Here is a 22,519-nt window from a genome sequence, read left to right on the forward strand (position 1 = left end):
CCCGGTTCGGGCTGCCCGCCCCTGGCACCGGCGCGGGCAGCCCGGACCGGCCCCACCCCCGGCTGACGTACGCGGCGGTGCGGCCGGTGACCCGGATCGGTCAGCGGGCGGCGAGCGGTTGGCGGGCCGGGTCGACGGGGGCGGGCAGGGTGCCGACCCCGCCCAGGTAGGAGTGGATCGCGGCGGCGGCGGCCCGGCCCTCGGCGATCGCCCAGACGATCAGCGACGCCCCCCGGTGCATGTCACCGGCGACGAAGACGCCGTCGGTGTCGGTCTGCCAGTCGGCGCGGGCGTCGACCGCGCCCCGGGCGTTGCGGGCCACCCCGAACTGGGCCAGCAGCGGCTGCTCCTCGGTGCCCTCGAAGCCGATGGCCAGCAGCACCAGGTCCGCCGGCAGTTCGCGTTCGGAGCCGGGCAGCGCGGTGACGACCCGCCGGCCGTCCCGCCGCTCCACGGTCACCTCGGCGATCCGGACCCCCTTGACCTGGCCGGTGCCGTCGTCCACGAACTCCTGCACGGCCACCGCGAAGACCCGCTCGCCGCCCTCCTCGTGCGCCGGGTAGTTGCGCAGCACCCACGGCCAGGTCGGCCACGGGTCCCGCTCGGCGTCCCGGCCGTGCGGCGGCTCCGGGTAGAGGTCGAGCTGGTGGACGCCGGCCGCGCCCTGCCGGTGGGCCACGCCCAGGCAGTCGGCGGCGGTGTCGCCACCACCGATGATCACCACGTGCTTGCCGGCCGCGTCGATCGGCGTGCCGTCGGGCAGCACGGCCGGCGCGGGCCGTCCGTCCCCGGCCGCCGCGACCACCCGGTTGGCGGCGACCAGGTGGGTCATCGCCTGGTGTACGCCCCGCAGCGGCCGACCCGGGGTCTCCGGGGTGTCCCGGCCCTGCAACGCGCCGCAGGCCAGCAGCACCGCGTCGTGCCGGGCCCGCAGTTCCTCGGCGGTCACGTCGACGCCGACGTCCACCCCGGTACGGAACTGCACGCCCTCGGCGGCCAGCTGGGCCAACCGCTTGTCGATGTGCTGCTTCTCCAGCTTGAAGTCGGGGATGCCGTAGCGGAGCAGGCCGCCGATCGCGTCGTCCCGCTCGTACACGGTGACGGCGTGACCGGCGCGGGCGAGCTGCTGGGCGGCGGCGAGCCCGGCGGGCCCGGAGCCGACCACGGCGACGGAGCGGCCGGTCGACGCCGGCACCGGGCGGGGGTTCAGCCCGCCCCGGGCCACCGCCGCGTCGGCGATCTCCACCTCGACCTGCTTGATGGTGACCGGCTGCTGGCCACCCAGGCCCAGCACACAGGCCGCCTCGCAGGGCGCCGGGCAGAGCCGGCCGGTGAACTCGGGGAAGTTGTTGGTGGCGTGCAGCGACTCCACCGCGGCGTCCCAGCTGCCGGTGCGGACCAGGTCGTTCCAGTCCGGGATGCGGTTGCCCAGCGGGCAGCCCTCGTGGCAGAACGGGATGCCGCAGTCCATGCAGCGGGTGGCCTGCTCCCGGATCAGCTCGGCACCGGCGGGCGGGTAGACCTCACGCCAGTCGGTGATCCGCACCGCCACCGGACGACGGGCCGGCAGCCGCCGGTCGTAGCGCAGGAAACCGTTCGGGTCAGGCACGAGCCACCTCCTGGGCGACCACCCGCGGGACGGGCGGCACCGACGCGGTCAGCGCAGACATGACCGCGTCGTCGACGTCGCGGCCGGCGGCTTCGGCGGCCTTCATGATCTCCATCACCCGGCGGTAGTCCCGGGGTACCACGGCGGTGAACTCCTCCACCGCCTCCGGCCAGCGCTTGAGCAGCTCCGCGCCGATCGCCGAGTCGGTCTCCGCGACGTGCCGCTGCACCAGGTCGTGCAGCAGCTCACGCTCGGTGTCACGCAGCGGGGCCAGGTCGACCAGCTCCGCGTTGACCCGGGCGGTGTCCAACCGGTGCACGTACGCCGTACCGCCGGACATGCCGGCGGCGAAATTGCGACCGGTCGCGCCGAGCACCACCACCGTGCCACCGGTCATGTACTCGCAACCGTGGTCACCGACGCCCTCGACGACGGCCACCGCGCCGGAGTTGCGGACCGCGAAGCGTTCCCCCACCCGGCCGCGCAGGAACAGCTCGCCGCCGGTGGCCCCGTACAGGATGGTGTTGCCGGCGATGATCTGGTCCTCGGCCCGCTGCCCGGCGGTGGCGTCGGGGTCGACGAACGGCGCGGCGGCGTCCGGGCGGACGACGATCCGGCCGCCGGAGAGCCCCTTGCCGACGTAGTCGTTGGCGTCGCCGTGCAGCCGCAGGGTCACCCCGCGCGGCAGGAACGCGCCGAAGGACTGCCCGGCGGTGCCGCGCAGCACGAACTCGATGGTGTCGTCGGGCAGGCCCGCCCCGCCGTGGCGGCGGGTCACCTCACCGCCGAGCATCGCGCCGACGCTGCGGTGCTCGTTGCGCACCGCCACCTCCACCCGGACCGGGCTGCCGTCGCGCAGCGCCGGTTGGGCCAGCGCGATCAGCTCGTTGTCCAGGGCCAGCTCCAGGCCGTGGTCCTGGGCCCGGATGCCGCGCCGGGCGGCACCCTCCGGCAGCTCCGGGGTGTGCAGGACGCGCGCCAGGTCGAGCCCGTGGCCCTTCCAGTGGTCGATCGCCGGGACGACGTCGAGCACCTCGGTCTGCCCGATCGCCTCTTCGATGCTGCGGAAGCCCAGCTCGGCCAGGTAGCCGCGGACCTCCTCGGCGAGGAAGAGGAAGAAGTTCTCCACGAACTCCGGCCGGCCGGAGAACCGCTCCCGCAGCACCGGGTTCTGGGTGGCGATGCCGACCGGGCAGGTGTCCAGGTGGCAGACCCGCATCATCACGCAGCCCTCGACGATCAGCGGGGCGGTGGCGAAGCCGAACTCCTCCGCGCCGAGCAGCATGGCCACCACCACGTCCCGGCCGGTCTTGAGCTGGCCGTCGACCTGCACGGTGACCCGGTCACGCAGCTTGTTGAGCAGCAGCGTCTGCTGTGCCTCGGCCAGGCCCAGCTCCCAGGGGGTGCCGGCGTGCTTGAGCGAGTTGAGCGGGGACGCGCCGGTGCCGCCGTCGTGCCCGGAGATCAGGATGACGTCGGCCTTCAGCTTGGCCACCCCGGCCGCGACGGTGCCCACACCGACCTCGCTGACCAGCTTGACGTGCACCCGGGCGGCCGGGTTCACACACTTGAGGTCGTGCACCAGCTGGGCGAGGTCCTCGATGGAGTAGATGTCGTGGTGCGGCGGCGGGGAGATCAGGCCGACGCCGGGGGTGGCGTGCCGGGTCCGGGCGATCCACGGCCAGACCTTGTTGCCGGGCAGCTGCCCGCCCTCGCCGGGCTTCGCGCCCTGCGCCATCTTGATCTGGAGGTCGTCGGCGTTGACCAGGTACTCGCTGGTCACCCCGAACCGACCGCTGGCGATCTGCTTGACCGCCGAGCGGCGGGCCGGGTCGTGCAGCCGCTCGACGTCCTCGCCGCCCTCGCCGGTGTTGGACTTGCCGCCGAGCCGGTTCATCGCGATGGCCAGGGTCTCGTGCGCCTCGGCCGAGATCGACCCGTACGACATGGCCCCGGTGGCGAACCGCTTGACGATCTCGGTGGCCGGCTCGACCTCCTCGATCGGCACCGCCGGGCGCAGCCCGGTACGCAGGGTGAACAGCCCGCGCAGCGAACCGGCCCGCGCGGCCAGCTCGTCGACCTTGGCGGTGTACTGGCGGAACACGTCGTACTGGCGGCTGCGGGTGGCGTGCTGGAGCAGGAAGACCGTCTCCGGGTTGAACAGGTGCAGCTCACCCTCACGCCGCCACTGGTACTCGCCGCCCACCTCCAGCCGGTCGGAGCCGACCGCGCCGGCCACCGGCCAGGCCTGCCCGTGCCGGGCGGCGACCTCGGCGTGGATCTCGTGCAGCCCGATCCCGCCGATGGTGCTGGGGGTGCCCCGGAAGTAGCGGTCGACCAGGCGGGTGTCCAGGCCGACGGCCTCGAAGACCTGCGCGCCGCAGTACGACGACACCGTCGAGATGCCCATCTTGGACATGATCTTCAGGACGCCCTTGCCGAGCGCCTTGACGTAGTTGCGGACCGCCTTGGCCGGCTCGGTGCCGCCCAGCACTCCGGTGGCGATCATGTCCTCCACCGACTCGAAGGCCAGGTAGGGGTTGACCGCCGCCGCGCCGTACCCGATGAGCACCGCCGCGTGGTGCACCTCCCGGCAGTCGCCGGACTCCACGATCAGCGCCACCTGGGTCCGGGTCTGCTCCCGGACCAGGTGCTGGTGCACCGCTGCGGTGAGCAGCAGCGACGGGATCGGCGCCAGGTCGGCGTTGGAGTCCCGGTCGGAGAGCACCAGGATGCGTACGCCGTCCTCGATGGCCTCGGAGACGTGCCGGCAGATCTCGGTCAGCCGGGCCTTGATGCCGGCCCCGCCGTCGCGGATGCGGTAGAGCCCGGAGACCCGGACCGCCTTGAAGCCGGGCAGGTCGCCGTCCTCGTCGACGGAGAGGATCTTCGCCAGCTCGTCGTTGTCGATCACCGGGTAGGGCAGCACGATCTGCCGGCAGCTCGCCGCACCCGGGTCCAGCAGGTTGCCCTCCGGGCCGATGGTCGACGCGAGGCTGGTCACCAACTCCTCCCGGATGGCGTCCAGCGGCGGGTTGGTGACCTGGGCGAAGAGCTGGTGGAAGTAGTCGTAGAGCAGCCGGGGCCGGGTCGACAGCGGCGCGATCGGGGTGTCGGTGCCCATCGACCCGAGCGGCTCCGCGCCGGTACGCGCCATCGGGGCGAGCAGGATCTTCAGCTCCTCCTCGGTGTAGCCGAAGGTCTGCTGCCGGCGGCGCACCGAGTCGTGGGTGTAGACCACGTGCTCGCGGTGCGGGAGGTCGTCCAGCTCGATCAGGCCGGCGTGCAGCCACTCGTCGTACGGCTGGGCGGCGGCCAGCTCGGTCTTGATCTCGTCGTCGGAGACGATCCGGCCGTTGACCGTGTCGACGAGGAACATCCGGCCGGGCTGGAGGCGGCCCTTGGCGACCACCGTGGCCGGGTCGAGGTCGAGCACCCCCGCCTCGCTGCCCAGCACCACCAGCCCGTCGGCGGTACGCCACCAGCGGCCGGGCCGCAGGCCGTTGCGGTCCAGCACCGCGCCGACGATCTCGCCGTCGGTGAAGGCGACCGACGCCGGGCCGTCCCACGGCTCCATCAGGCTGGCGTGGAACCGGTAGAACGCGCGCTTGTCCGGGCGCATGCCCGGGTCGTTCTCCCAGGCCTCCGGGATCATCATCAGCACCGCGTGCGGCAGGCTCCGGCCGGCCAGGTGCAGCAGTTCGAGGACCTCGTCGAAGTTGGCCGAGTCGGAGGCGGCCGGGGTGCAGACCGGGAAGACCCGCCGGATGTTGCCGGGGATCTCCGGGCTGCGCAGCAGCGCCTCACGGGCCTGCATCCAGTTCCGGTTGCCCCGGATCGTGTTGATCTCGCCGTTGTGCGCGATGAACCGGTACGGGTGGGCCAGCGGCCAGGACGGGAAGGTGTTGGTGGAGAACCGGGAGTGCACCAGCGCGATCGCGCTGTCGACCCGCTCGTCGGTCAGCTCCGGGAAGTACTCCGGCAGCTGGTCGGGGGTGAGCATGCCCTTCCAGGTCATCGTCCGCGCCGACAGCGACGGGAAGTACGCGGTCACCCCCCGCTCGGCGGTCTCCCGCTCGGCCTGCTTGCGGACGCAGAACGCCACCCGGTCCAGGTCGAGACCGGCCAGCGGGGAGCCGGCCGGCCCGGCCGGGGTGTCGGTCAGCCGGTGTGCGGCCAGGAAGAGCTGCCGGATCCGGGGCATCGCCGCCAGCGCCGTCTCGCCCAGCCCACCGGGGTTGGTCGGCACGTCCCGCCAGCCGAGCACCTCGGCCCCCTCGACGAGGGCGTACTTCTCCACCACCCGACGGGCGCGGGCCTCGCCGCCGTCGTCGTCGGGGAGGAAGACCAGGCCGGTGGCGTACTGGCCGGCGGGGGGCAGCGGGAAGTCCACCACCGCGCGCAGGAACGCGTCCGGAATCTGGATCATGATGCCCGCGCCGTCGCCGGTGTTCTGCTCGGCACCCCGGGCGCCGCGATGATCCAGGCGGCAGAGCGCACCGAGGCCGTTCGCCACCACCGCATGGGAGCGCCGCCCGTACAGGTCGGCCACGAAGGCCACCCCGCACGCGTCATGCTCGTGCGCCGGGTCGTACAGACCGGTCGCGGACGGGACCGGCTGCGGTGTGTGCGGGTACGGAAGGGCCACCGGGTCTCCTGTCGTCACTCAGGTTGTTTCATGGTCGGGACGACGTCGGCCCTTGGCGGTCTGTTGAGTCTACGTTAGGGCGACCCTGGCTAGGCCAGTGCGGATTGATCACACCGTCCAGACTCTGGGACGTGTAGTCTCGCGCGGTGGATTCTGCACACCGCGACCTGTTCGACCGGTTGGAACGCTTCTACGACGCGGTGCCCCGCGACGCCGCCCGCCCCGAGGAGCACGGTGGGCTGGTGCTGTTCGCCCGGGACGGGGCCGGTTGGCCGTTCTACGCCCGCCCCCGGCTCGACGCCACCGTGCCGCCGTCGCTGGCCGACGTGCACATGGTGCGGGAACGGCAACGGGAGCTGGGCCTGCCGGAGGCGTTCGAGTGGGTGCACGAGACCACCCCGGACCTGCTGGCCACCGCCCGCGCCGCCGGACTGGGCGTGCTCGAGGCGCCGCTGATGGTGCTCGACCCGGCAGCCCTGCCCGACCCGGCGACGCTCACCGACGTACCGGTGCGGGTGCTGGACCCGGACGCGCCCGGCTTCGCGCTCGACGTGGCGGCCCGGCGGGCGGTCGCCGCGGTCGGGTTCTCCGCCGCCGGCACCGCGCCGGGCGACGCCGGCCCGTCGCAGCGGGACGCCGCGATGACCGAGTTGGACGTGGCGGCGCTGGACGAGGAGCGGGCCCGGATCGCCGACGGCCGGCGACTGTCGGCGATCGCCGGCACGCCCGCCGACGGTGCGCTGGCCAGCGGAATGGCGATGCGGGTCGACGACGTCGCCGAAATCGCCGGGGTGGCCACCCTGCCGGCCGCCCGCCGCCGGGGGCTCGCCGCGGCGGTCACCGCCACCCTCGCCCGCGCCCTGCGCGACGCCGGCACCGACCTGGTGTTCCTCTCCGCCGGCAGCGAGGACGTCGCCCGGATCTACCTGCGCGTCGGCTTCCGCCGCATCGGCACCGCCTGCATCGCCGAACCCACCGCCCTCATCTGACAGCTCCACCCCTCCCCCTCCCCCGCCCACCCGATCACGTTGATCAAGAGGTTTACGTCACCCCGCTCGCGTCTCGTGACGTAAACCTCTTGATCAACGTGATCGGGGCGAGGACACGAGCGGGGGGAGAGGGGAGGGGGCAGGGGGTGGGGGGTTAGGGGGTGGGGGGTTAGGGGGTGGGTGGGGGGCGCCAGGCGGCGGCTGCTGCGGCGGCGCCGGAGAGCAGTCGGGGGCTGATCGTGCCGAGGGCGGCGTCCCGGGCGCGCAGGGCCAGCCGGCCCCGGGTCTGGAGCACCGCCGACATCCGGCGGGTCTGCCGGACCACGGTGGCCGCGCGGGGACGACGCAGCCGGTCGTACGCCTGCACGGCGTCGGGGAGCCGGGACTCCCGCAGCAGCGACGCCAGGGTGGCCGCGTCCTCGAAGGCCAGGCAGGCGCCCTGCCCGAGGTGTGGCGGCATGGCGTGCGCGGCGTCGCCGAGCAGCACCACCCCGCCCGGCCCGGCCGGGAAACCGTACGACCGGGGCAGCGGACGCAGCTCGCGGACCTCCTGCTGCACCAGGTCGGCTGGTTCGGTGGCCGCCAACAGGTCGCCGATCGGCGCGGGCCAGCCGGCGTACCAGCGTTTGAGCAGGGCGAGCTGGGTCTCCGGGGGCTCCGGTCGGGGCGCACCGGCGGCGGTGGCCACCCAGTAGATACCGCCCCGGCGGGACGCGCCGGAGGAGCCCCGCTCACCGAGCGACGCGGCCACGAAACGGTAGCCGGCACCCAGCACCTCACCCCCGACCGGCTGGTCGGCCGGCAGGGGTGCCCGGTACCAGGGAATCACCGCACGCCAGGCGGCGCAGCCGGAGCTGACCACGGCGGCCTCGGGGGCCAGCTGACGGCGCAGCACACTCTCCGTACCGTCGGCGGCGACGACCAGGTCCGCCTCGACGAACTGCCCGCCCAGCCCCACCCCGGGCCGATCGCCGGCGCTCGCCCGGACGCTGTCCACCGCGACCCCGGTCCGCAGCTCGACCCGGTCACCGAGGCCGGCGATCAGGGCGTCGTGCAGGTCCTCCCGGTGTACGACCACCGGCATCCGGTCGGCCGGGGTGGGCCGGGGCTGCACCAGCCAGTGACCGTCGGGGCGACGGATGCCGCCGTCGGGCAGCGGGGTGGCGATGGCGTCCAGGCCGGCACCGAGGCCGAGCACCTGCAACGCGCGTACCCCGTTGGGCCAGAGCACCACGGCCGTGGGCTCGGGCCGGACCCGGTCGGCGCGTTCCAGCAGGGTGACCCGCCACCCGGAGCGGGCCAGCGCGCCGGCCACCGCCAGACCGCCGAGCCCGGCACCGACCACCACCGCGCTGCGCATGCCGTGCCCGCTCAGCTGTCCCGGTCGGCGGACCGGCTGCCGGTGGCGTCGGCCGGGTCATCCCGCTGCGGCGCGTCGGCAGTGCCCGAGGGCTCGTCGCCGGCCGTCGGGGCCGGCTCCGCGAGCCCGTCGTCGGTCGCCGTCAGGTCCGCGTCGGCGGGCCCGTCGGGCAGCACCCCGGTTTCCCGGTACGCGGTGAACTGTTCCTCGTCGACCACCCGGTAGCCCACCGGGGCGACCGTCGCGGACCCCTTCCCGGTGCTCGACAGGTCGATCTGGGAGACGTCGCCGGCCCCCGGGGCCGGGGCGGTGGCCGGGGCCAGGGCCGGGGCGTCGATCGGGATCAGGTACTCGCGGGGGCCACGGACCCGCAGGAAGTAGATCAACGCGCCGACGAAGACCAGCGCGGCGGTCCACACGTTGAGTCGTACGCCGAGGATGTGGTTCGCCTCGTCGCTGCGCATCAGCTCGATCCAGAACCGGCCGGCGGTGTACCCCATCACGTAGAGCGCGAAGGCCCGGCCGCGCCCCAGCTTGAACCGTCGGTCCAGGGCGAACACCAGGCCGGCGACGCCGAGGTTCCACAACGCCTCGTAGGCGAACGTCGGGTGATAGAGACCCGGCTCCAGGATGGGCTGGTTGGCGTCGTCGCGCAGCGCGTGCCCGGGATTGTCCGGGTCCATCCGGTGGATCCTCAGGCCCCACGGCAGGCTGGTCTGACCGCCGTACAGCTCGTTGTTGAACCAGTTGCCGAACCGGCCCACCGCCTGGGCCAGCGGCAGACCCGGGGCCAGGGCGTCGGCCACCACCGAGAGCGGGATGCCGAACTGCCGGGCGGCGATCCAGGCGCCGACCGCGCCACCGGCGACCGCCCCCCAGATGCCGAGACCGCCCTCCCAGATGGCGAACGCCTTCCACGGGTCGCCACCGGTGCCGAAGTACTTCTCGGGCGAGGTGATGACGTGGTAGATCCGGGCGCCGATGATGCCGGTCGGGACCGCCCACACCGCGATGTCGAGCACCGCGCCGGGGGCGACACCACGCTGACGCAGCCGGCGATCGGTCACCAGGCAGGCGATCACGATGCCGGCGACGATGCAGAGGGCGTACGCCCGGATCGGGACCGGCCCGAGCTGCCAGACGGCGGTCGTCGGGCTGGGCAGCGCCGCCAGGGGGGTCATCGAGACGAGGGTCACGGGTGCACAGGCTACCGCTGCGGCCCTCATCGCGGCACCCCGGTCCGGTCACAGGGCGTCGCCGGTGGGGCGGGGTCGCGGTATCCGCAGCACAGGACACCGCCACCCCGCCGGGACGAGTTGGTCGGGGCGGTGGCCCGGCAGCGCGACACGGCCCGGCCCGCCCACCCGTGGCCCGGTGGCCGCCGGTGGGTCAGCGGGTCGGGTTACGGACGCCCTCGGCGAGCTCGGCGGAGAGGCCCCGCAGGGCGGCCAGGCCGGTGTCGAGGTCCGGCGCGTCCAGCAGGCGACGGATCAACGCGCTGCCCACGATCACCCCGTCGGCGTACCCGGCGACGGTGGCCGCCTGGGCGCCGGTGCCGACGCCGAGCCCCACCCCGACGGGCAGCTCGGTGACCTCCCGCAGCCGGGAGACCAGCACCGGCGCGGCGTCCGAGGTCTGCGACCGGGCCCCGGTGACCCCCATGATGGCGGTGGCGTAGACGAAGCCCCGACAGTGCTCGACAGTCATCCGCAGCCGGGCGTCGGTGGACGACGGGGAGACCAGGAACGTCCGGTCCAGCCCGTGCGCGTCCGAGCCGGCCAGCCACTCGCCGGCCTCGTCCGGGATGAGGTCGGGGGTGATCAGGCCGGTGCCCCCGGCGGCGGCCAGGTCCCGGGCGAACGCGTCCACGCCGTACTGCTCGATCGGGTTCCAGTAGGTCATGGTGACCACCGGCGCTCCGGTGGCCGCGACCGCCTCGATGATGCGCAGCGTGTCGGCGGTACGGACGCCGCCGGCCAGGGCGATGTCGCTGGCCTTCTGGATCACCGGGCCGTCCATCACCGGGTCGGAGTAGGGGATCTCCACCTCGATGACGTCCACCCCGGCCTCGACCATGGCGGTCATCGCGGCGATGCTGCCCTCGACGGTGGGGAACCCGGCCGGCATGCAGCCGACCAGCACGGCCCGCCCGTCGGCACGGGCCTTGTCGAAGGCCACCCCGATCCGGCTCACGATCTCACTGCTCCTTGTCGAGGATGCCGAAGTACTCACCGGCGGTGTGCACGTCCTTGTCGCCCCGACCGGAGAGGTTGACCACCAGGACCGGTTCCCGGCCCAGCTCGGCGGCGAGCTGCGGGGCGATCCGCACCGCACCGGCCAGCGCGTGCGCGCTCTCGATCGCCGGGATGATCCCCTCGGTACGACAGAGCAGCTCGAACGCGGCCATCGCCTCCCGGTCGGTCACCGGCTGGTAGCGGGCCCGGCCGCTGTCGTGCAGCCAGGCGTGCTCCGGCCCGACGCCCGGATAGTCCAGCCCGGCGGAGATCGAGTGCGACTCGACGGTCTGACCGTCGGCGTTCTGGAGCACGTACGTGCGCGCGCCGTGCAGCACCCCGGGGGTGCCGCCGGTGATGCTGGCGGCGTGCCGGTCGGTGTCCACGCCCTCGCCGCCGGCCTCGAAGCCGTACAACCGGACGTCGGTGTCGGGCACGAAGGCGTGGAAGATGCCCAGCGCGTTGGAACCGCCGCCGACACAGGCCAGCACCGCGTCCGGCAGCGCGCCGGTCAGGTCGAGGCACTGCCGGCGGGCCTCGTCGCCGATGCCGCGCACGAAGTCCCGGACCATCTCCGGGAACGGGTGCGGGCCGGCGGCGGTGCCGATCAGGTAGTGGGTGTCGTCGACGTTGGCGACCCAGTCCCGCATCGCCTCGTTCATCGCGTCCTTGAGGGTGCGCGAGCCGTTGGTCACCGGGACCACGGTGGCGCCCAGCATCCGCATCCGGGCCACGTTGAGCGCCTGCCGCTCGGTGTCGACCTCGCCCATGTAGACCACGCATTCGAGGTCGAACAGGGCGGCGGCGGTGGCGGTGGCCACCCCGTGCTGGCCGGCGCCGGTCTCGGCGATCACCCGACGCTTGCCCATCCGCCGGGTGAGCAGCGCCTGGCCTAGCACGTTGCGCACCTTGTGCGCGCCGGTGTGGTTGAGGTCCTCCCGCTTGAGCAGCACCCGGGCGCCGATCTCGGCGGAGAACCGCTCGGCGGAGTACAGCAGCGAGGGGGTGCCGGCGTAGTCACGCAGCAGGGCGTCGAACTCGGCGAGGAACTCCTCGTCGGTCATCGCCTTGCGGTACGCGGCGTCCAGCTCGTCGAGCGCCGCAACCAGCGCCTCGGGGACGAACCGGCCCCCGAACCGGCCGAAGTGACCGGCGGAGTCGGGGAACCGCTCGGCCGGCGTCGACACGTCGGCGCTCATGCCGTCGCTCCCCGCCGGGCCGCGCTCCGACGCCTCGTCGCGTCGTCCCTGCCGAATCGCTCGCGCTCGCTCATCGCGATGTCCTCTCGCTGCGCAGATCTGCCCGTCCGGTCAGCGCACCGGGCGGGGCGTGGCCGGGTGGTTCCCGGCATTGACCAGCTCGGCGACCGCCTCGCGGGGACTCTTCTGGGTGACCAGGCCCTCGCCCACCAGGACGGCGTCGGCACCGGCCGACGCGTACCGGATCAGGTCGTGCGGACCCCGCACGCCGGACTCGGCGATCTTGACGACGCGGCTGGGCAGGCCCGGCGCGATCCGCTCGAACACGGACCGGTCGACCTCCAGGGTACGCAGGTCACGGGCGTTGACCCCGATCACCTGCGCGCCGGCCTCCAGGGCCCGGTCGGCCTCCTCCTCGGTGTGCACCTCGACCAGCGCGGTCATCCCGAGCGACTCGATCCGCTCCAGCAGGCCGACCAGGGCGTTCTGCTCCAGCGCGGCGACGATCAGCAGCACCAGGTCGGCCCCGTGCGCACGGGCCTCGTGCACCTGGTAGCTGGAGACCACGAAGTCCTTCCGCAGGACCGGCACCTGCACGGCCGCCCGGACCGCGGCCAGATCGTCCAGCGAGCCGCCGAACCAGCGCCCCTCGGTCAGCACGCTGATCACCCGCGCGCCGCCGGAGGCGTACTCACCGGCCAACTCGGCCGGGTCGGCGATCTCGGCCAGTCGGCCCCGGCTCGGCGAGGAGCGCTTCACCTCGGCGATCACGGCCACGCCGGGCTTGCGCAGGGCCGCGTACGCGTCCAGCGGTGGCGGCGCGGCGGCGGCCAGTTCGCGGATCCGCTCCAGCGGAACCTGCTCCTGCCGCCGTGCCACGTCCTCGCGGACGCCGGCCAGGATCTCGTCGAGCACGCTTCCGGACGCTGCCGAATCGGCCCCGTCCCCCTCTGCGTGCGCATGCTCAGCAGTCACCAACGGACTCCCCTCTCCGGGTGTCATGGGCCGATGCTAGGGGGCGCCACCTGGCGACAGACGCCGGGGGTATGGCGCTCCTCACGAAATGGGCTGTGGCATGATGCCGGACCTCCGGTGAACGGGATGTCACGCAGCGCCACCGGACCTGCCGGCCGGTGTCATCGACATCCGTCGCCCGAAGCTCCCCCGACCATCGATCGACGCCCATACGCTATGGGATCACGATTCGGCCCACCGCGCAGCCGGGCCCGCTCCCCGGCGGCTGTGACCAAACTCAAGGACGACCACCCGACGCTGGTGGAGGCCGTTGACCCGCCCGTCACCCGGGCGAAACGTGAACCCGGCAGCATCGAATTCGGGCAGACTCGACGATGCGCCTGCCCACCATCGGATCTCATCGTGCGGGGTGACCTATGAGCACTGCGGGGCCGAACGCCGGCATCGGACTCACCACCATCTCCCGGACCGTCGCGTCGTTGGCCGTCGAGGTGGTGCACACCCTCGAACGCGTCGTGGCAGGTGAGGGCCGGGTGCGGACCGCCCGGGGCAACGCCTGGGAGGCGGTCTGCGCCGACCGGGCCCGCGCCGACCAACGCGCCGAGCTGGACCGACTGGTCGCCGAGCTGGCCGCCACCCGGGCCGCGGCCCGGGACCGGCACGCCGCCCGCACGCCGCAGCCGGTCAGCTGACCGTCGGGTCCTCGCCCCGGTCGAGCGCGTCCCACGCCTCCCGGTTGCCCCGGTCGGCGGTCGGCCGACCGTCGGGCCGGGACGGCGCATCGGCGCGCACCGTGCGCTCGTAGCGGGCGCCCATCGCCGGCCAGCCCGCCCCGCGCCGCGCGGTGAGCAGCCCCCCGCCAGCAGCCACCAGCCCACCGAGCAGGCAGAACGCGGGCCACTGCCGGTGGGTCTCGGCACCGGGGTCGGCGACCAGCCCGTAACCGCCACCGACCGCCACGGCCAGGCCGAGCAGGGTGACCAGCCCACCCAGCAGCCGTCGGACCCACCCCCGGGTGGCCAGCACCGCACCGCCGCCGGCCAGCGCGACCAGCGCCAACGCGGAGAGCCAGGGCAGCAGGTCCGCCCCGGAACGGTCCTGCCGGGTCGGCGGCAGCGTGCCCCGGGCGATCACCTCCACCGACCAGGTGCGGGTCGCCGCCCAGCAGGCCAGGCCCGCACCCGCCAGGCAGAGCAGCACCGCGTACGTCAGCTCGCGCCGGCCTCGGTCGGCGGATGCGCCATCGGTCGTCGTCGCCCCGCCGGTCTCGACGTCGCTCATCGCGACCCCCGCCCGCGCCGACGCTGCCGCCCGCTCACCGGGCCGGCCGCAGGGTCTCGGCGGCGGCGATGGCGGCCAGCACGGCGGCGGCCTTGTTCCGGGTCTCCTGGTCCTCGGCGGCCGGATCGGAATCGGCCACCACCCCCGCCCCGGCCTGCACGTACGCCCGACCGTCCCGGATCAGCGCGGTACGGATCGCGATCGCCATGTCGAGGTCGCCACCGAACCCGAAGTAGCCGACGGTGCCGCCGTAGAGGCCACGGCGGACCGGCTCCAACTCTTCGATGATCTCCATGGCCCGGACCTTCGGGGCCCCGGACAGGGTGCCGGCGGGGAAGGTGGCGGCCAGCGCGTCGAAGGCGGTCCGGTCCTCCCTCAGAGTGCCCACCACCGTGGAGACGATGTGCATCACGTGGCTGTACCGCTCGATGGTGGCGAACTCCGGCACCTGGACGGTGCCCGGCTGGCAGACCCGGCCCAGGTCGTTGCGGCCCAGGTCGACCAGCATCACGTGCTCGGCCCGCTCCTTCGGGTCCGCCAGCAGCTCGGTGGCGAGCCGGGCGTCGGCCGTCGGGGTGGCCCCGCGCGGCCGGGTGCCGGCGATCGGGTGCAGCATCGCCCGGCGCTGCCCGTCCCCGTCGACGTTGACCTTGAGGTGGGCCTCCGGGGACGAGCCGACGATGTCGAACCCGTCGAAGCGCAGCAGGTACATGTACGGGCTCGGGTTGGTGGTCCGCAGCACCCGGTAGACGTCCAGCGGGTCCGCATCGGTGGCCCGCTCGAACCGCTGGGCCAGCACGATCTGGAAGCACTCGCCGGCCCGGATCGCCTCCTTCGCCGCCTCGACCGCCTTCGGGTAGCCACCGTCCGGGGTCCGGCTGACCACGTCGCCGGCCGGCGGCCGGCCCACCGTCGAGATCATGGGCGGAATCGGTCGGGACAGCGCGGTGGTCATCGCGTCGAGCCGGCCCACCGCGTGGTGGTAGGCGGCGGTGACCAGGGTTGCCCGGTCCGGGTCGTCCAGCGGCGGCAGCACCGCGTTGGCCACCAGGATCGCCGAGCCGTCGTAGTGGTCCAGCACCACCAGGTCGGTGGCGAGCATCATGCCCAGCTCCGGCACCCCGAGGTCGTCCTCGGTCAGCTCGGGCAGCCGCTCGAACCGGCGGATCAGGTCGTACCCGAGGTAGCCCACCATGCCGCCGGTCAGCGGCGGCAGGCCGGCGGCCGGGTCCGGCGCCCCACCGGCGAGCGCCGCGACGGTCTCCCGCAGCACGTGGACCGGGTCGCCGGAGACCGGCACGCCGGCCGGCGGGGTGCCGGTCCACGTCGCGACGCCGTCCCGCTCGACCAGGGTGGCGCTGCTGCGCACCCCGATGAACGAGTACCGCGACCAGGTCATCCCCGCCGAGCCGGCCCCCTGCTCGGCGGACTCCAGCAGGAAGGTGCCCGGCCCACCGGCCAGCTTGCGGTAGACCCCCACCGGGGTCTCCGCGTCGGCCAGCAGCCGACGGGTCACCGGCACCACCCGCCATCGGGCAGCCCGCTCGGTGAAGGTGGCCAGGTCGGGGCTGAGCGCACCATCGGTCATGAGAGGGCCCCCTCGGTGGTGACCGGGAGTTCGGTGAAGAAGCAGGTGCGCTCGCCGGTGTGGCAGGCCGCGCCGACCTGGTCCACGCCGACCAGCACCGCGTCGCCGTCGCAGTCCAGCGCCACCGAGCGGACGTACTGGTGGTGGCCGGAGGTCGCGCCCTTGACCCAGTACTCCTGGCGGCTGCGCGACCAGTAGGTGGCCCGGCCGGTGGTGAGGGTGCGGTGCAGCGCCTCGTCGTCCATCCAGGCGACCATCAGCACCTCGCCGGTGTCGTGCTGGCGCACGACCGCGGCGACCAGGCCGTCCGGGGTGCGGCGCAGCCGGGCGGCGACGGCCGGATCGAGACGGGACGGGCGGACCGCGCCGGTGGGTCCGCCGTCGCTGGGGGAAGAGTCAGGTACGGGCACAGTTACCGATTGTCCCGCACGCGGCGCGGGGACCTGCGCCCCGTCCCCGACCGCCCGGGACAGCTGGGCGACGTACCGGTCCAGCCGACCGTCGAGCAGGGCCAGGGCGAGGTCCGGGCCGGCGGTCTCGGCGATCCGGTCGGCGTACGGGCGGACCAGCGGGAGCACCCCGGCCACCAGGCGGGCCGCGGCGGCACCGACCTCGGCGGTGGCCCCGGGGCGTACCCCCAGGCAGAGCAGCATGTCGTCGCGGTAGCCGGGCGGCGCGACCGGGAGGTCCAGGGCGGCGGCGAAGGCGGTCCGCCGGGACGCCACCCGGACGCCCGGGTTGGCCAGCCGCAGCACGCACGGGCAGAGCCGGGCCAGGTCGGTGGCGGCCAGCCGGACGCCGAGCGGATCGTCGGCGGCGCAGGCCCCGGCCACCTTGCCGAGGGTGGCGACCAACTCCTCCAGGCGGGGCTGGTCGGCGGGCTGGCAGAGCACCGGAAGGTCGATCCGGGTTCGCCAGGTCGGATCGGCCCAGAGCAGTCGGGCGGGGGTGGTCACCGGCAGCCCGAACGCCCACTCGGCCGGCTCGCCGAGCCGGTCGACCCAGGAGCGGACGTCCCGGGCGGCCACCGAGACGTGCACGATCCGCCCGTCGACCTCGGTCAGGTAGGCATGACAGGCGTCGTACGGCGTCTCGGCCGGCCGCCCCGCACAGCCCCGACCGGTCCTGCCGGGGTCGGCCGGGTCCGGCGGCCCCGCCGAACCGGCCGGGTCCATCGGGGCCACCTGGTCCGACGGGGCCGCCGGGGCGGGTCGGCCGGTCGCGGTGACCAGGACGTCGAGGTCGACGTCGCTGTACACGGTGGCGGCCCGCCGGGCGTGACTGCCGCGCAGCAGGATCCCGACCACCGGGCGCTCGGCGGACGCGCGCAACCGGTCGGTCCAGTCGGCCAGGAAGGCGCCCTCCGGCAACGGAGCGTGATCCACCGCGCCATCGTGCCGTAGGTCCGATCAGCACGCAATGCCCGAAGGCGGACTTGCTGTCCGGTCCGAAGGCTAGTGCCCGGTCCGGAGGCTAGTGCCCGGTCCGGAGGCTAGTGCCCGACCGTGCGCATGGCGGCCACCGGATACCTCGCGCCGGCCACCGCCTCGGCGGGGACCGCCTCCCGCAACCGGGCCTGCTGTACGGCGGAAAGCCGCAGGTCGGCAGCGGCGGCGTTCTCCTCCAGGTAGCGGACCCGCTTGGTGCCCGGGATCGGCAGCACGTCCTCGCCCTGGGCGAGCAGCCAGGCCAGGGCGGCCTGGGCCGGGGTGCAGCCGATCTCGTCGGCGACCGCCCGGACGGCGGCCACCAGGCGCAGGTTGGCGTCCAGGCTCTCCGCCGCGAAACGCGGCGCCCCGGCCCGCCAGTCACCCTCGGTGAGCTGTTCCCGACCGGTGATCGCCCCGGTGAGCAGCCCCCGCCCGACCGGCGAGTACGCCACCAGTGCCACCCCCAGCTCCCGGCAGGTATCCAGCATCTCCCCCTCGACATCACGGGTGAACAGGGAGTACTCCATCTGCACGGCGGTGATCGGGTGCACCGCGTGGGCGGCCCGCAGGGTGGCCGGGCTGACCTCCGACAGGCCGATCAGGCGTACCTTGCCGGCCGCGACCAGCTCGGCCATCGCCGCGACGGTCTCCTCGATCGGGGTGTCCGGGTTGCGGCGGTGCAGGTAGTACAGGTCGATGGTGTCCACCCCGAGCCGGCCGAGCGAGGCGTCGCAGGCTTCCCGGGCCCAGGCGGCGCTGCTGTCGACGTAGGCACCGGGGGTGCCGGTGCCGCCGACGTTGTCACCGGCGGCACGGTTGCCGAACTTGGTGGCCAGGAACACCTCGTCGCGGCGGGCCCGCACCACCGGGGCGAGCAGCCGCTCGTTGGCGCCGAAGCCGTACATGTCGGCGGTGTCGAGATGGTTCACGCCCAGGTCGAGGGCGCGGTGCAGGGTCCGCGTCGACTCGGCGTCGTCCGGACCGCCGTAGGCGAAGCTCATGCCCATGCAGCCCAGCCCGATGGCGGACACCTCCGGGCCGGCTGCCCCGATCCGTCGACGGATCATCGCCCCTCCTCGTTCCGGCGGTAAAGATCGATCTTGTAGTCGAGCACCTTGAGGTCCTCCTCCAGTTCGGCCATCCGGGTCAGCACCCGGCTCCGGTGGGTCTCGAACAGCGCCCGGCGGGCGGCCAGCGTCCGGTCGCCCAGGCGGGCGAGTTCGGCGTACCGGCGCATGTCGCGTACCGGCATGCCGGTGCGGCGCAGCCGGGTGAGCAGCACCAGCCAGTCCAGGTCGCCCTCGGTGTAGCGGCGTCGGCCGGCCGAGTCGCGCCCGACCGGGGCGACCAGGCCCTCCTGCTCGTACCAGCGCAGCGTGTAGGTGGTCAGGCCGACCCGGGCCGCCGCCTCGCCGACCGACAGGCTGGTCTCCTGCGTGCTGATGTCCACCTGCTCCAGGTTTCCAGTTAGAGCGCACTCGAAGTCAACCGTTGCGCGCCGGCGGTTAATTCATCTAGCGTTGAGTTCAACAAGTGATGAGTTTCTGAGGAGGTGCGATGGACGACGCCATCGCCGTCCGGGACCTGGTCGTCGACCGGGGCCGACGGCGGGTGCTGGACGGCATCGACTGCGCGGTGCCGCGCGGCGCGGTCACCGGGTTGCTCGGCCCGAGCGGCAGCGGAAAGACCACCCTGATGCGGGCCGTGGTCGGGGTGCAGACCGTCAGCTCGGGCACGGTCACCGTGCTCGGCCGCCCGGCCGGCGCGGCCGAGCTGCGCCACCGGGTCGGCTACCTGACCCAGGCGCCCAGCGTCTACGCCGACCTGACGGTCCGGGAGAACGCCCGCTACTTCGCCGCCCTCCAGGGGCGCACCGCCGCCGACGCCGACCGGGCGGTCACCGACGTCGGCCTGGCCACCGCCGCCGGCCAACTGGTCGGCACCCTCTCCGGCGGGCAGCGCAGCCGCGCCTCGCTGGCCTGCGCGCTGGTCGGCGAGCCCGAACTGGTCGTCCTGGACGAACCCACGGTCGGACAGGATCCGGTGCTGCGGGCCGACCTGTGGGCCCGGTTCCACGCCCTGGCCGCCGCCGGCACCACCCTGCTGGTGTCCAGCCACGTGATGGACGAGGCGGCCCGCTGCGACCGGCTGCTGCTGATCCGCCAGGGCCGGCTGATCGCCGACGACACCCCGGACGCCGTCCGCGCCGCCACCGGGGTCGACGACCTCGAGGAAGCGTTCCTGCGACTCATCCGGGCCGGCGAGGCGGACCCGTCGGCCACCGGGGAGGCGGCATGAACCCGACGATCCTGGCCGCCACCACCGGGCGCATCCTGCGGCAGCTCCGGCACGACCGGCGGACGGTCGCACTGCTGGTGGTGGTGCCCACGGCGCTGCTCACCCTGGTCTACTACATGTACGCCGACCAGCCCGCCCCGCCCGGCCAGCCGTCCCCGTTCGGCCGGATCGCCCTGGTGATGCTGGGCTTCTTCCCGTTCATCATCATGTTCCTGGTGACCAGCATCGCGATGCTGCGCGAACGCACCACCGGGACGCTGGAGCGGTTGCTCACCACCCCGCTGGGCAAGCTGGACCTGCTCTTCGGCTACGGCATCGCGTTCGGGCTGGCCGGGGTGGCGCAGGCGACCGTCGCCACCGCTGCGGCGTACTGGCTGTTCGGGATGACCACGGCCGGGGCCCCCGGGCTGGTCATCCTGGTCGCCGCGGTCAACGCCGTGCTGGCCGTCGCGCTGGGGCTGTTCTGCAGCGCCTTCGCCCGTACCGAGTTCCAGGCGGTGCAGTTCATGCCGGTGGTGGTCGCCCCGCAACTGCTGCTGTGCGGGCTGTTCGTGCCGCGCGGGCAGATGGCCGGCTGGCTCCAGGCGGTCAGCGACGCGCTGCCCCTGTCGTACGCGGTGGAGGCGCTCCAGGAAGTCGGCGCGCACACCGAACCGACCGGCCTGATGTGGCGGGACCTGGCGATCGTGGCCGGCGCGGCGCTGGCGGCCCTGGTGCTGGCCGCGGCGACCCTGCGCCGGCGCAGCGGGTGAGCCCGATGGCCCGACGGACCGGCCGACGCCCCGGCAACCCGGACACCCGGGAGGCGATCCTCGCCGCCGCCCGTTCGACGTTCGCCGAGCGCGGCTTCGACGCGGCCTCGATCCGGTCGATCGCCACCGCCGCCGGGGTGGACCCGGCCCTGGTGCACCACTACTTCGGCAGCAAGGAGGAGCTGTTCCGGGCCACCGTCGACATCCCGGTGGACCCGGCCACGCTGTTGCCCGCCGTGCTGGCGGGAGACCCGGACGGGATCGGGGAACGGCTGGTCCGGACGTTCCTCGGGGTGTGGGACTCGCCGGCCGGGGCGGCGGCGGTGGCCCTGCTCCGCTCGGCGACCAACAACGAGTGGACGGCCCGGCTGATGCGCGAGTTCCTGGTCACCCAGGTGCTGCGCCGGGTGCTCGACCAGCTCGAACTGGACCCGGCGGAGCTGCCGCTGCGCGGCGCCCTGGTGGCCACCCAGATGATCGGGCTGGCCATGATGCGGTACGTGATCCGCCTGGAACCGGTCGCCTCCGCCACCCCCGACACCCTGGCCGCCACCCTCGGCCCCACCATCCACCGCTACCTCACCGCCCCGCTACCCCTCCCCCCCACCGGTTCCACGCGGTGATCAAGAGGTTTAGGTCACCGCAGGGGGCCAGCCTGACGTAAACCTCTTGATCACCGGGCCGGACGGGGGCCGGGGGCGGGGTGGGGGGTGTGGGGGTGGGGGTGGGGGGTGGCGTGGGGGCAGAGCATGGGGTGGAGCAGGCGGGAGAGCTCGGCGCGGTCGGCCACCGGGTGGGGGAAGGACAACCGGGCCCGACGCCGCTCACCGGGGCGGCCGTACGCCACGACCAGGCCGTAGCGGTCGAGGCGTACCACCCGGGGTTCCACATCGGTCAGATCGAGCCGGCGGCGCAGGTAGGCGGCCACCTCCGGCCCGTGGTGGTCGGCGAGGTCGGCCAGCAACGCCGCCTCGTCGACGTGCAGCGGGTCCGGCTCGGCGGCGGCGTACTCCTCGGGGTCGACCCGGTGCACCACGCCGGCGGCCTCCAGCCGGGCCTCGACCACCTCGAAGCGGTGCAGCCGGAAGCGGGTGCCGACGTCGAGCAGGTCACCGGTGGGGTCCACGGCGGCGAAGTCGGCGGCGGCGTGCCGGGCCGGTTCCCCCTGCAGCGGCACCGCCCAGCCGGAGACCCAGGCCCGGCCCGCCGACGGCGCACCGGCGGCCGGGGGCAGGTCGAGCACGTCGAGCACCACGGCGACGTCGTCGGCGGCACCCGGGTCCAACTCGGCGGCGAGGTCGCTGAAGACGGGTACGAGCAGCAGCACCCGCCCCTCCGGGTCGGTGGCGTGCCGGACGTGGAACGGCCCGGGTCGGTGGGCGAGGCGCACCAGGCCGGGCAACCGACCGGTCACCAGCGTACGGATCAGCTCCGCGGGGTTCGGGGCCAAGGGGCACCTCCGATATAGGTTAGGCTTACCTAACTCGCACAGTAGAGCACCCGAGCGGAGACGTCCACCGTGAACCATCCCCGTCCCAAGGCCCGCCTCTCCCGCGCCCTCGGCATCCCGTTGACCCGCAAGTGCGTCCGGTACCTCGAACGCCGCCCCTACCCGCCGGGCGTGCACGGCCGCAGCCGGCGCAAGACCTCCGACTACCAGGTCCGACTGCGGGAGAAGCAGCGCCTGCGGCACCAGTACAACGTCAGCGAGGGGCAGCTACGCCGGGCCTTCGACGAGGCGGCCCGGGGTGCCGGCAAGACCGGCGAGACACTGGTCGCGCTCCTGGAACGCCGACTCGACGCGGTGGTGCACCGCGCCGGCCTGGCCCGCAGCATCTACCAGGCCCGCCAGCTCGTCGCCCACGGCCACTTCACCGTCGACGGCCGCAAGGTCGACCGGCCCTCGTACCGGCTACGGCCGGGCCAGGTCGTCACCGTCCGGGACCGCAGCCGGCAGCTGCCCCCGTTCCAGCTCGCCGCCACCGGCGCGAACGCGGAGGACGGGGCGGGTAGGCCGTACCTCTCGGTCGACCTGACCGGCCTGCGGGCCACCCTGCTGCGCGAGCCGACCCGCGCCGAGGTGCCGGTGCTCTGCGAGGAGCAACTGGTGGTCGAGTACTACTCCCGGTGAGCGACCCCGGTCCGGCGCGGCCCGC

Annotated in this window: 19 protein-coding genes and 1 pseudogene; 6 read left to right on the forward strand and 14 right to left on the reverse strand. The window is 74.1% G+C overall.

The genetic code is table 11. From position 1 onward, the window contains the following. Window positions 1-100 precede the first annotated feature (100 nt). Both ACIG87_RS08280 and gltB read right to left on the reverse strand, forming a co-directional pair. On the reverse strand, window positions 101-1,609 hold the full coding sequence (locus tag ACIG87_RS08280) for a glutamate synthase subunit beta (protein ID WP_396849351.1): 1,509 nt from the start codon (window positions 1,607-1,609) through the stop codon (window positions 101-103). Further along, window positions 1,602-6,257 (reverse strand): glutamate synthase large subunit, encoded by a 4,656-nt coding sequence (gltB, locus tag ACIG87_RS08285; RefSeq protein WP_396849353.1) that lies wholly within the window; start codon window positions 6,255-6,257, stop codon window positions 1,602-1,604. The genes ACIG87_RS08280 and gltB overlap by 8 nt, the downstream gene beginning before the upstream one ends. A gap of 146 nt (window positions 6,258-6,403) precedes the next feature. Between gltB and ACIG87_RS08290 the strand changes: the two genes are divergently transcribed. Then, on the forward strand, window positions 6,404-7,246 hold the full coding sequence (locus tag ACIG87_RS08290; RefSeq protein ID WP_396849355.1) for a GNAT family N-acetyltransferase: 843 nt from the start codon (window positions 6,404-6,406) through the stop codon (window positions 7,244-7,246). 169 nt (window positions 7,247-7,415) lie between these two features. Here the strand turns inward: ACIG87_RS08290 and ACIG87_RS08295 are convergent, their stop codons facing one another. The 5 genes from ACIG87_RS08295 to trpC all read right to left on the reverse strand — a co-directional run bounded on the left by ACIG87_RS08295 (window position 7,416) and on the right by trpC (window position 12,954). Then, window positions 7,416-8,606: an FAD-dependent oxidoreductase gene (locus ACIG87_RS08295; protein WP_396849356.1), complete on the reverse strand. Its 1,191-nt coding sequence runs from the start codon at window positions 8,604-8,606 to the stop codon at window positions 7,416-7,418. 11 nt (window positions 8,607-8,617) lie between these two features. Next, window positions 8,618-9,802 carry a prolipoprotein diacylglyceryl transferase gene (gene lgt, locus ACIG87_RS08300; protein WP_396849358.1) on the reverse strand — a complete coding sequence of 395 codons (1,185 nt, stop codon included), beginning with the start codon at window positions 9,800-9,802 and terminating at the stop codon, window positions 8,618-8,620. Between the two features lie 193 nt (window positions 9,803-9,995). Beyond that, window positions 9,996-10,799: a tryptophan synthase subunit alpha gene (gene trpA, locus ACIG87_RS08305; protein ID WP_396849360.1), complete on the reverse strand. Its 804-nt coding sequence runs from the start codon at window positions 10,797-10,799 to the stop codon at window positions 9,996-9,998. 4 nt (window positions 10,800-10,803) lie between these two features. After that, window positions 10,804-12,039, reverse strand: coding sequence for a tryptophan synthase subunit beta (gene trpB / locus ACIG87_RS08310; RefSeq protein WP_396849361.1), 1,236 nt, complete (start codon window positions 12,037-12,039; stop codon window positions 10,804-10,806). A 111-nt stretch (window positions 12,040-12,150) separates the two neighbouring features. Then, window positions 12,151-12,954 carry an indole-3-glycerol phosphate synthase TrpC gene (gene trpC, locus ACIG87_RS08315; RefSeq protein ID WP_396849363.1) on the reverse strand — a complete coding sequence of 268 codons (804 nt, stop codon included), beginning with the start codon at window positions 12,952-12,954 and terminating at the stop codon, window positions 12,151-12,153. A 476-nt stretch (window positions 12,955-13,430) separates the two neighbouring features. Here trpC and ACIG87_RS08320 point away from each other — a divergent pair, with 476 nt between their 5' ends. Continuing rightward, window positions 13,431-13,706 (forward strand): hypothetical protein, encoded by a 276-nt coding sequence (locus tag ACIG87_RS08320; protein WP_396849364.1) that lies wholly within the window; start codon window positions 13,431-13,433, stop codon window positions 13,704-13,706. On the opposite strand, the gene ACIG87_RS08325 is transcribed toward ACIG87_RS08320, so the two are convergent. The 6 genes and pseudogenes from ACIG87_RS08325 to ACIG87_RS08350 form a co-directional block, all read right to left on the reverse strand. Continuing rightward, on the reverse strand, window positions 13,699-14,295 hold the full coding sequence (locus ACIG87_RS08325; protein WP_396849366.1) for a Trp biosynthesis-associated membrane protein: 597 nt from the start codon (window positions 14,293-14,295) through the stop codon (window positions 13,699-13,701). The two genes, ACIG87_RS08320 and ACIG87_RS08325, sit on opposite strands and share 8 nt — an antisense overlap. A 34-nt stretch (window positions 14,296-14,329) precedes the next feature. Beyond that, entirely contained in the window at window positions 14,330-15,883 is a 1,554-nt protein-coding gene (locus ACIG87_RS08330; protein ID WP_396849367.1) for an anthranilate synthase component I, read from the reverse strand. Next, on the reverse strand, window positions 15,880-16,293 hold the full coding sequence (gene hisI, locus ACIG87_RS08335; protein ID WP_396849698.1) for a phosphoribosyl-AMP cyclohydrolase: 414 nt from the start codon (window positions 16,291-16,293) through the stop codon (window positions 15,880-15,882). Before hisI ends, ACIG87_RS08330 begins: the two co-directional genes overlap by 4 nt. Before the next feature lie 159 nt (window positions 16,294-16,452). Next, a pseudogene (locus ACIG87_RS08340) lies at window positions 16,453-17,058 on the reverse strand (phosphoribosyl-AMP cyclohydrolase); the annotation flags it as partial. A gap of 317 nt (window positions 17,059-17,375) precedes the next feature. Next, complete coding sequence (locus ACIG87_RS08345) at window positions 17,376-18,380, reverse strand: aldo/keto reductase (RefSeq protein ID WP_396849369.1); 1,005 nt, start codon at window positions 18,378-18,380, stop codon at window positions 17,376-17,378. Continuing rightward, window positions 18,377-18,763 carry a MerR family transcriptional regulator gene (locus tag ACIG87_RS08350; protein ID WP_396849370.1) on the reverse strand — a complete coding sequence of 129 codons (387 nt, stop codon included), beginning with the start codon at window positions 18,761-18,763 and terminating at the stop codon, window positions 18,377-18,379. Before ACIG87_RS08350 ends, ACIG87_RS08345 begins: the two co-directional genes overlap by 4 nt. A gap of 107 nt (window positions 18,764-18,870) precedes the next feature. Here ACIG87_RS08350 and ACIG87_RS08355 point away from each other — a divergent pair, with 107 nt between their 5' ends. The 3 genes from ACIG87_RS08355 to ACIG87_RS08365 are packed head-to-tail and all read left to right on the forward strand — an operon-like array spanning window position 18,871 to window position 20,986. After that, window positions 18,871-19,611 (forward strand): ABC transporter ATP-binding protein, encoded by a 741-nt coding sequence (locus tag ACIG87_RS08355; protein ID WP_396849371.1) that lies wholly within the window; start codon window positions 18,871-18,873, stop codon window positions 19,609-19,611. Next, window positions 19,608-20,363 carry an ABC transporter permease gene (locus tag ACIG87_RS08360; RefSeq protein WP_396849373.1) on the forward strand — a complete coding sequence of 252 codons (756 nt, stop codon included), beginning with the start codon at window positions 19,608-19,610 and terminating at the stop codon, window positions 20,361-20,363. Before ACIG87_RS08355 ends, ACIG87_RS08360 begins: the two co-directional genes overlap by 4 nt. Window positions 20,364-20,368: 5 nt before the next feature. Beyond that, window positions 20,369-20,986, forward strand: coding sequence for a TetR family transcriptional regulator (locus ACIG87_RS08365; protein ID WP_396849375.1), 618 nt, complete (start codon window positions 20,369-20,371; stop codon window positions 20,984-20,986). A 50-nt stretch (window positions 20,987-21,036) separates the two neighbouring features. Here the strand turns inward: ACIG87_RS08365 and ACIG87_RS08370 are convergent, their stop codons facing one another. Beyond that, entirely contained in the window at window positions 21,037-21,813 is a 777-nt protein-coding gene (locus ACIG87_RS08370; RefSeq protein WP_396849377.1) for a DUF2470 domain-containing protein, read from the reverse strand. Between the two features lie 69 nt (window positions 21,814-21,882). On the opposite strand from ACIG87_RS08370, the gene rpsD reads away from it, so the two are divergent. Then, the gene (gene rpsD, locus ACIG87_RS08375) at window positions 21,883-22,494 is read left to right on the forward strand and encodes a 30S ribosomal protein S4 (RefSeq protein ID WP_396849379.1); all 612 of its coding nucleotides are present in this window, start codon (window positions 21,883-21,885) and stop codon (window positions 22,492-22,494) included. The last annotated feature ends 25 nt before the right edge of the window (window positions 22,495-22,519 follow it).

This window comes from Micromonospora sp. NPDC051925 (assembly GCF_044548625.1).
Taxonomy (GTDB): Bacteria; Actinomycetota; Actinomycetes; order Mycobacteriales; family Micromonosporaceae; genus Micromonospora.